Annotated in this window: 7 protein-coding genes; all 7 read left to right on the top strand. The window is 67.2% G+C overall.

The window, feature by feature from the left end; genetic code table 11:
- Window positions 1-879, top strand: an 879-nt coding sequence (locus QM672_RS05435) for a glycosyltransferase (RefSeq protein WP_415081129.1), incomplete at its 5' end; no start/stop codon positions are given.
- The gene (locus tag QM672_RS05430; RefSeq protein WP_311936675.1) at window positions 876-1,916 is read left to right on the top strand and encodes a glycosyltransferase family 4 protein; all 1,041 of its coding nucleotides are present in this window, start codon (window positions 876-878) and stop codon (window positions 1,914-1,916) included. The genes QM672_RS05435 and QM672_RS05430, both read left to right, overlap by 4 nt.
- Window positions 1,913-3,202 (top strand): glycosyltransferase family 4 protein, encoded by a 1,290-nt coding sequence (locus tag QM672_RS05425; protein ID WP_415081127.1) that lies wholly within the window; start codon window positions 1,913-1,915, stop codon window positions 3,200-3,202. The genes QM672_RS05430 and QM672_RS05425 overlap by 4 nt, the downstream gene beginning before the upstream one ends.
- Complete coding sequence (locus tag QM672_RS05420) at window positions 3,199-4,461, top strand: glycosyltransferase (RefSeq protein WP_415081125.1); 1,263 nt, start codon at window positions 3,199-3,201, stop codon at window positions 4,459-4,461. Before QM672_RS05425 ends, QM672_RS05420 begins: the two co-directional genes overlap by 4 nt.
- Window positions 4,458-5,741, top strand: a complete 1,284-nt coding sequence (locus QM672_RS05415; protein ID WP_415081123.1) for a glycosyltransferase — start codon at window positions 4,458-4,460, stop codon at window positions 5,739-5,741. Before QM672_RS05420 ends, QM672_RS05415 begins: the two co-directional genes overlap by 4 nt.
- 2 nt (window positions 5,742-5,743) lie before the next feature.
- The gene (locus tag QM672_RS05410; protein ID WP_415081121.1) at window positions 5,744-6,934 is read left to right on the top strand and encodes a glycosyltransferase; all 1,191 of its coding nucleotides are present in this window, start codon (window positions 5,744-5,746) and stop codon (window positions 6,932-6,934) included.
- Window positions 6,934-8,370, top strand: a complete 1,437-nt coding sequence (locus tag QM672_RS05405; protein WP_415081119.1) for a hypothetical protein — start codon at window positions 6,934-6,936, stop codon at window positions 8,368-8,370. The genes QM672_RS05410 and QM672_RS05405 overlap by 1 nt, the downstream gene beginning before the upstream one ends.
- Window positions 8,371-8,387 lie beyond the last annotated feature (17 nt).

Below are 8,387 nucleotides of genomic sequence, written 5' to 3'. Positions count from 1 at the left end.
CTCCCGCGCGCCGCCGCCTGGGCGGTCGGCCGGCTGCCCCGCGCCCTTGCCACCAGGGCCTGGCAGGGTCGCACGCGGCTTGCCACCGCGCTTTCGGCAAGAGCACTCGCCCTCGGGAAAGCGCAGGAGCTGGACGAAGCCTTCGAGCTGAGCGACCGGCTTGTCGCCGTCTGCCAATGGCTCGCCGACACGCTGACGCGCAATGGCGCGCCGCCCGGCAAACTCGCGCTCGGCCGCCATGGTCTCGCGGCGTCCTATCTGGCGGAGGCCGGGCAAGCTGCGGCTCGAAAGAGATCGGAGGACACCAGGCTGCGGCTCGTCTATCTCGGGCGATGGGACCGGGCCAAGGGTATTCATGTCGCAGTCGCCGCCCTCCGCAGCCTGCCGGAGAAGATGCCAGTCGAACTTTCCATCTACGCCATCGGCGCCGCTGAGGACGATGGCTATGAGGCTGAAGTGCGAGCCCTGGCCGCAGGCGATTCGCGCATCCGGTTCCACCCGCCCCGGCCTCATTCGGAGATCGCCGAGACCCTGGCCGCGCACGATGTTCTCGTCGTGCCCTCGCTCTGGCTGGAGACCGGTCCGCTGGTCGTGCTGGAAGCACAGGCGGCCGGCCTCTACGTGCTGGGATCGGATCTCGGCGGCATCGCCGAGCTTGTGGCCGGGACGAAGGCTGGCGAATTGCTCCGGCCCGGCTCCGTGCCGGACTGGGCCAAGGCGATCGAGCGGCTGGTGGCTCGCAAATCTGAGGGCCCCCTGCCGAAATTCCAGGGCCTCTTGCGCAGCCAGGCCGATGTCGCCGACGACATGATCGGCCTCTACCGGTCGCTGCCGCCCGCCCTCGCCCCGGAAAGCCGGCTCGCGAGGATCACGCCATGAGGATTGCCCTGACCTGCGATCCCGAGCTGCCGGTGCCGCCGCAATTCTATGGCGGCATCGAACGCGTGGTCGACATGCTGGCACGCCGCCTGGTGGCACGCGGCCACGACTTGACCCTGTTCGCGCACCCCTCCTCGCAATGCCCCGTCCCAAAGCGGGCCTGGCCCGGCGCGAGCAGCCTTTCGCGCTTCGACACGGTCAGGAATGCCGGCGAACTGGCGAGGGCGATCGCCGGCCAGCGTTTCGATATCATCCACAGCTTCTCCCGACTGGCCTATCTGGCGCCGCTCCTGCCGCGCGCGATCCCCAAGCTGATGACCTACCAGCGCGAGATCAGCCCGCGCACCACCGGGCTGGCGCAACGCCTGTCGCGCGGCACGCTGCAATTCTCGGCTATCAGCGAGCATATGGTGCGCCATGTCAGGCATATCGGCGCCTGGCACATCGTTCCCAATGGCGTGCCGAGCGAGACCTATACCCTCCGGGAGCAGGTACCGGTCGATGCGCCGCTGGTGTTCCTGGGGCGCGTGGAAGAAATCAAGGGGCCGCACCTTGCCATCGCAGCGGCGCGGCTGGCCGGTCGGCGGCTGGTCATCGCCGGCAATCTGGCTGCCGAGCACCGGGCCTGGTTCGAGGCCCATGTCGCGCCCCATCTGCATGACGGCGATATCGCCTATGTCGGGCCCGTCGACGACCGGCAGAAGGACGCGTTGCTCGGTGGCGCCTCGGCCCTGCTGATGCCTATCCTATGGGAAGAGCCCTTCGGCATCGTGATGGCGGAGGCGATGGCTTGCGGCACGCCGGTCATCGGCTTCGGTCGTGGCGCCGTTCCCGAAGTGGTCGAGCATGGCCGCACCGGCTATGTCGTCGACACCGTCGAGGAGATGGCGGCGGCAGTCGCCGAGCTCGAGAGGATCGAGCGAGCCGCATGCCGGCAGCGGGTCGAAACGTTCTATAGCGAGGATGCGGTCACCGATCGCTATTTAGAGATCTACGAGGCCATGATCGCGGGACGGGGTTCGAGGGCTGCCGCATGAGGTCGGTGCTGAGCTATCCCGGCACCATGCTGCATGCCCAGCAGATCGCCCTGGCCCTGCATGAACAGGGTTGGCTGAAGACCTTCGTGACCGGTTTCCACTATTCCACGCAGGGCTGGGGCGATCGCCTGCTGCGCACCCTGCCGTCGCGCCAGGCTGCGGCGCTAAGAGAACAATTGTTACGCCGTTCGATCGAGACGGTCCCGCACAGCCTCGTGCAGGCCTATCCGGCCTGGGAGATTCTGCGCAGCGTCGTGGCCAAGGGCGGCGCAGGGCCGGTGACCGTCGACCGCATCTGGGACCGGATGAGCCACCGCTTCGATGCCACCGTCGCCAGCCGCCACGTGCCCGGGGCCGACGCCATCCATGCCTTCGAATATACGGCGCTGGCGAGCTTCCAGCGCGCAGCACGGGAACAAGCGGCACGCATACTGCACCTGCCCTCCCTCAGCAGCCGGCAATTCGAGAACATCAGGCGGCGTGAACTGGCCCGGTGGAAGCAGCTCGACGATGCCAATGCCGCCTATTTCTCGGATCGCTTTGCGCGAAGGCAGGCGAGACGCGACGCGGAGATCGGGCTCGCCGATCTCATTGTCACCAATTCCGCCCTCACCGCCCGTTCCCATATCGCCGGGGGCGCGGATCCGGCCAAGATCCTGGTCGTCCCCCTCGGCGCTCCCCCGGTGCTCGATCGCGAGCCGCCCCCACGCAGGAACGATGCGGAGGCCCTGCGTGTGGTCTATGCCGGCAATGTCACCCTGGGCAAGGGCGTGCCCTATCTGCTCGAGGCCTGGCGCCGACTGCCGGCCGCTGATCATGCCAGGCTGGATATCTATGGCCGGATCGAGCTGCCCGCCGACCTTCTTGCCCAGGCTGGTGAGACGGTCCGCTTCCATGGGCCCCGCCCGCGTGCCGATCTGTTCCAGGCCTTCGAGCAGGCCGATGTCCTGGTGTTTCCCAGCCTTGCCGACGGTTTCGGCATGGTCGTGGCCGAAGCCATGGCACACGGCCTGCCGGTGATCGTCACCGACATGACGGGCGCGGCCGACCTGGTCACGCCCGAGAACGGGCTCGTCATTCCCTCAGCCGATGCAGAGGCTTTGACGCAGGCCCTGGCCTGGTGCCTCGACAACCGCCAGCACCTGCAAGCCATGCGGACCGGCGCGCTCGAGACGGCCCGTCGTCATCAATGGCCGGCTTATCGTGCCGCGCTGGCCGAAGGACTCGGAGAGCGCCTTCGTGGCTCCCGCCAGGGCTCTCCCGCGCCGCAGATGGAGCGGACATGACGAGCCCCCGTCCGGGATCGCATATCTGTATCCTCACACCGGGCCAGCTCGGATCCAATCCGCGTGTGGTCAAGGAGGCGCATGCCCTGCATGAGGCCGGCTTCGCCGTCACCGTGGTCGCCATCCGCATGCTGGAAGGCGTGGAGCCGCGCGATCAATCCATCCTGAGAGAGGCGCCGTTCCGGATCGAGCGCATCGACCTGCGCTCGCGGGCGGGCTGGCGCCTGCGCCGGCTCGGCCAGGAACTCGCGGGGGCTGCACACGCCGCGAGCGGCAGGCGCCTTTTCAGCTCCCGGGCCTTCAGCGTGTTCACACCCGTCCTGATGGCCGCAGCCAGCCGCATCGCGGCCGATCTCTACATCGCCCATTATCCGCCGGCCCTGCCGGCGGCCAGGGCCGCGGCCCTGCGCTTTGGGGCAGGCTATGCCTATGACGCCGAGGATTTCCATCTCGGCGAATGGCGCGACGGCCCGGCAGCAGAGCCGAACCGCTCGCATCTGCGCGCCATCGAGGCGGCCGCCTTGCCGGGATGCCGCTATATCACCGCCGCCTCGCCCGAGATCGCACGTGCCTATGCGCAGGCCTACGCCATGTACCCGCCGCAGGTCGTGCTGAACAGCTTTCCGCTGTCTGAGGCTCCGGATCGCCCAACCGCCAGGGGCACGGCCGATCCAGGTCCCTCGCTCTACTGGTTCTCGCAGGTCATCGGCCCCGATCGCGGCCTCGAATGTGCCATCAAGGCCATTGCGAGGGCCGCCTCGAGACCGCACCTCTATCTGCGCGGCCATGTGGATGCGCCCTATGCAGGCCAATTGCGGAGCCTTGCGCAACAGGAGGGCGTGCCGGAGCGCCTGCATTTCCTGCCCTCCGCGCTTCCCGGCGAACTCGTCAGGCTGGCCGCCGGCCATGATCTCGGCCTGTGCGCCGAACCGGGGCATACCGCGAACAATGCGTTTGCCCTCTCCAACAAGCTGTTCACCTATCTCATGGCCGGGCTCCCCGCCATCCTCTCCGATACGCCGGCTCAGCGGGCGTTCGCCGGCTTGCATCCGCTTGCCACCGCGCTTTTCACAGCCGGCGATGCCGTGAGCCTGGCTGCCAGCCTCGACAGCCTGCTGCAGGGTCCGGCGCGCTTGGCGCAAGCGCGGGCATGCGCGTTCGATCTCGCGCAGAAAACCTATAATTGGGACCGGGAAGGCGCGATCGTGGTCGATCTGGCGCGCCAAGCCCTGGACGGTTCGTCGCGGAGGCGGGCATGACCCTCCCGCGCACCGTCCTGATCGTCTCGCCCTATTTCCCGCCGTCCAATCTGGCCTGCGTGCATCGGGCCCGGCATCTGGCCAATCACCTGCCGGCAGCGGGCTGGACCCCTGTCGTCCTCTGCGTGGACGACAGCTTCTACGAGCAGGAACCCGATCCCCTGCTCGGCAGTCTGGTCTCGCCGGGGCTGGAGATCGTCAAGGTTCCCGCCCTGCAGGCCCGCATGACACGCCGTTTCGGTATCGGGGATCTCAGCCTACGGGCTTGGCCGGCCCTTTCCAGCCGCGCGGCGAAACTGCTCTCCGCCAGGCGGATCGACGCCGTGCTGATCACGGGATCGCCCTTCTACCCCATGCTGATGTCGCGCTGGATCGAGCCGAAATTCGGCGTGCCGGTGGTGCTCGATTTCCAGGACCCCTGGGTTTCGGCCTGGGGCGGGGATCAAAAACGGTTGAGCAAGGCCGGGCTATCCCACCAGCTCGCGCTTCGCCTCGAAGGGCCGGCTTTACGCAGGGCCCGTTTCGTGACATCGGTCTCCGCACGCCAGAACGAGGAATTGGCCGCGCGCCATTCCTGGCTCGACGCCTCGCGCATGGCAGCGTTGCCGATCGGCGGGGATCCCGGCGATCTCGATCTCCTCCGGGCCATGCCGGGCACCCGCCCGAGCCGGCTCGATCCGGCGATGATCAATCTGAGTTATGTCGGTACGGCACTGCCACGCTCGCAGGAGCTTTTCCGCATCCTTCTGAAAGGCCTTGCCACGGTGAGGGCACGTCAGCGGCAGCTTGCCGCGCGCTTGCGTCTGCATTTCATCGGCAGCAGCAATCAGGCCAAGGGCAGCGATACGTTCTCCATCCGTCCGCTTGCCGAAGCAGAAGGCGTCGCCGATCTCGTGGTCGAGACGCCCCAGCGCCTTGCCTATGCCGAAGCGCTGCAACTGATGGCGGAGTCCCAGGGCCTCCTGCTAGTCGGCTCGGATGAAGCCCACTACACCGCCTCCAAGATCTATCCCGCCTTGCTGACGCGGCGTCCCTATCTTTCGCTGTTTCACCGCCAGTCCAGCGCCCATGCCCTTCTCACGGCAACCGGCGGAGGCATCCATTTCTCCTTTGCCGACGCGAGCGACCTGGGAGGCCTGTCGCGGGACATCGCCACCGGATTGGAGCGCCTGGCCCTCGACCCCGCCAGCCTCGGTCAGGCCCGGCAGGATCTCCTGGAGCCCTTCTCGGCCCGGGCGATTGCCGGCCGCTATGGCGCCATTTTCGATGGGCTGCACTGATCATGCGCCTGGCTGTTCTCACCTCCCATCCGATCCAGTATCAGGCGCCGATCTTCCGGGAACTCGCCAGGCGCATGGAGCTGGAGGTCTTCTTCGCGCACAATCCCACGCCCCGGCAGCAGGCCGACGCCGGCTTCGGGGTGGCGTTCGACTGGGACATAGATCTCACCACCGGCTACCCGCATCGCTTCCTTGCCAACAAGGCCAGGAACCCAGGCGTGGATCATTTCTTCGGCTGCGATACGCCCGCCATCGCCGGGGCCCTGCAGGAGGGCGGTTTCGATGCCCTGCTCGTCTGCGGCTGGGCGCTGAAATCCTATCTCCAGGGCATTGCCGCCGCCCGGCGCCTCAACCTGCCCGTGCTGGTGAGAGGAGACAGCCATCTGTTGACACCGCGCCGGCGCCTGAAGGCCTGGACCAAGCAGGCGGCCTATCCCCGCCTGCTGCGCTTCTTCGATGCGGTGCTCTATGTAGGGCAGAACTCCCTGGCCTATTATCGCCACTATGGCTATCCGCTCGAGCGGCTGCACTTCTCACCCCATTGCGTCGACACGGACTGGTTTGCAGCGCGGGCGACGCCTGAGGCCCGCCAGACCCTGCGCGCCAGCCTGTCCATTGCCGAGGGCAGCCGGGTCATCGCGTTTGCGGGCAAGCTGGTCGAACGCAAGCGTCCCCTCGACCTCATCGAGGCGGCAGCGCTGTGCCGCAGCAAAGGACGCGAGATCGAGGTGATGATCGCCGGCGATGGTCCGATGCGCGAGGCGGTGCTCACGCGCGCCGCAGAGGTCGGAGTACGGCTGCATTTCCTCGGTTTTTGCAACCAGACCGAAATGCCGGCTGTCTATGCGGCCTGCGACGGACTGGCGCTGCCCTCCTCCGGGCAGGAAACCTGGGGACTCGTGGCCAATGAAGCGCAGGCTTGCGGGCGGCCCATCATCGTATCCGATCAGTGTGGCTGCACCCCCGACCTGGCCGCCGATCCCCGCACCGGACGGACCTTCGAGACCGGTAACGTTAGCGCGCTTGCCGGAGCTCTCGCCGATCTGCCGACGGGGCTCGCAACGAAGGAGGCTCTTGCGTCGCTGGTCCGCCGCTACAGCGTAGGCGCCGCGGTCGATGGCATCGAGGCTGCCCTGTCGTCCTGCCTCGAAAAGGCGCCCTCTCAGCGCAGGACGTCGGGAGCCCTGACCTGATGCCGATGTCGGCCACCTCCCCACGCTCGGCAGCCCCGCTGCCTGTGGCTGTGATCGTCGGCGCGGTGCTGCTCGCCATTTTGAACCTGCCCGCCGAGAACGCCCTGCTCACCACCTTCAGCCTGGTCGTGCTCGTGGCCGGCGTCGCCCTGCTGTGGCGGCCGGGCGAGCCGCCGATCGGGTTGTTCATCTTCGCCTATCAATGGCTGCAGGCCTCGATATCGGCCTTCCATGCCAATTGGCTCGGCATCGACGTCAGCGCCTATACAATCTATGGCGGGGACAACAAGTCAGCGATCCTGCTGACCCTGGCCGGCCTGCTGTTCCTGGCGCTGGGCATGCGGCTCGGCAGCGGTCCGCCCGACAGGGCCGCCAGCCGGCAGGCACGGGAGGCGGTGCTGGCCCGGCCGCTCGCCACCTGGTTCTTTCTCTATCTCGCGGCCTCGATCGTCGCGGTCGGCGCCCTCCAGGCTGCCGCGCTCATTCCCGGGCTTGCGCAGCCGCTCCTCGCCCTGGCCGGATTGAAATGGGCGTTCTTCATGATGTTCGCCTATGCATCCTTCGTGCGAAATCAGCTAGGCAACCCCTTGTTTTCCTGTGTCTTTCTTGCCGAACTAGCCATGAGCACGGGCGGGTATTTCTCCGATTTCAAGACGGTGATGTTCTTCACCCTCTTTGCCACAGCCATGGCCGGAACGCGCCTGCGCGGCCTTCACATCGCGGGCGGGGCGATCCTGGTCTGCCTGATCGTCGTCAGCGGGATCCTGTGGACGGCCATCAAGGAAGACTATCGCAATGCCGCCTCCGGGGGCTCCGCCTCGCAGGCCGTCACGCTCGACCTCGGCGAGCGGCTGGCCACTATAGCCCAGCTCCTCGGCAGGCTCGACGGCGCCTCGATGTCGGAGGCGACCGGGAAGATGCTCCATCGCATTTCCTATGTCGAATTGTTCGCGGTGGTTCTCGCCCGCGTCCCGCAGACCATCCCCCATGAGAAGGGGGCGCTCCTCCTGGATGCGGCGAGCCGCCCCTTCATGCCGCGCATCCTGTTTGCCGATAAGAGCCAGGTCGACGACACGCGCCGCACCAACTACTACACGGGCGGCCTATCGGGCACCTATCGCGGCACCTCGATCAGCCTCGGCTACATGGCCGAACTCTACATCGATTTCGGCCCTTTGCCGATGATGGCCGTCATCCTGGTCTTCGGCTATCTCTATGGTCGCATCTACCGCTGGCTGGTGCACTCTGCGCGAGCCGGACCACTGCTTGGCTTCACCTCGGCCTGCGCCGTCCTGGCCCAGGCCGCCCTTTTGGAAGTCAGCCTGGCGAAGCTGGTTGGCGGCGTGATGGTTTCGGTCCTTCTCACCGCCCTGTTCGTCCGGCTGGTGGCACCGCGCCTGCGCGTCTGGCTGGAAGCCAGGCCGGCAAGACGCTGACAAGACGGACGCGACGC

The sequence above is a fragment of the Labrys sp. (in: a-proteobacteria) genome, assembly GCF_047605565.1.
Taxonomy (GTDB): Bacteria; Pseudomonadota; Alphaproteobacteria; order Rhizobiales; family Labraceae; genus Labrys; species Labrys neptuniae.
Note: the sequence above shows the minus strand (reverse complement) of the source record. Positions and strands in the feature narration are given on the sequence as shown.